The sequence below is a fragment of the Alterirhizorhabdus solaris genome, from assembly GCF_007785815.1.
GTDB classification, from domain to species: domain Bacteria; phylum Pseudomonadota; class Alphaproteobacteria; order Sphingomonadales; family Sphingomonadaceae; genus Alterirhizorhabdus; species Alterirhizorhabdus solaris.
Window position 1 is genome coordinate 1 of sequence record NZ_VNIM01000220.1, and the last position, 773, is coordinate 773.

At 56.3% G+C, this 773-nt stretch carries 1 protein-coding gene; it reads right to left on the reverse strand.

What is annotated here, in order from left to right; genetic code table 11:
• Window positions 1–67: 67 nt before the first annotated feature.
• A complete protein-coding gene (locus tag FOY91_RS21425) occupies window positions 68–556 on the reverse strand; it encodes a DUF4145 domain-containing protein (RefSeq protein WP_145156103.1) in 489 nt (162 codons plus the stop codon).
• Window positions 557–773 lie beyond the last annotated feature (217 nt).

Here is a 773-nt window from a genome sequence, read left to right on the forward strand (position 1 = left end):
CTCGAAGGTCCTGTGACAGCACTCGTGGCATCCATGCCGGCCTCCTCGACCCGGCACAACGCCTGAATCAGAAAACCGCGCTCGTGTGAATCCTCAACGATTCAGAAGGCGCGGAAACCGCTCTAGCGTCGGTGGGGCGTGCTGGGGGGACAAATGGGCCGAATTTGTCGGCTGGATTGCGAAAGGTGCGCGAATACCAGATGGCAAGCTGACGGGCGAGCTTGAGCCCATTGAGCGCACCTGCGTGATCGTCCGCGCTGCCATGGGCTGCCTGATTTCCGGCAATGCGAAGTGAATGGAACAACGCCCCTACTTCTTCGGGCAGGCTGCACTCAAACTTCAATCGTCGAAGTATATCAGCAATATTTTCGCTGGGATGAATCTCAAGACCGTACCGCGAGGCAGTTAGCTGCGCGGTTAGTTCCGCAAGTTGACGGAGCTTGATCAAACATGTGTTCGGGTCTTCCGCAAAAGAGCACTCCGCCAGTATCCCTAGGCGATATACCTGTGGCTCAATCTTCTGAAAGAATGCGAAGTTTGAATTGCCCCCGATCATCAGCACTGATTATCATGGGTCACGCAATTGCGAAACGGCTTTTCGCCGTCAGGCGTAATGAGTCGACGCCCTAACATTACAGTTGCGTACTGGAGGAAACTCTGAATCAATAGGTCTCCATGGTAGGGAGGCCGTGGATGACGGGTGCATCGATCGAGAGGACGCTGGAGCTCTGGGCCTCGTCGCTGCGCGAGGTGAAGGGGCGGATGCGAGGGCT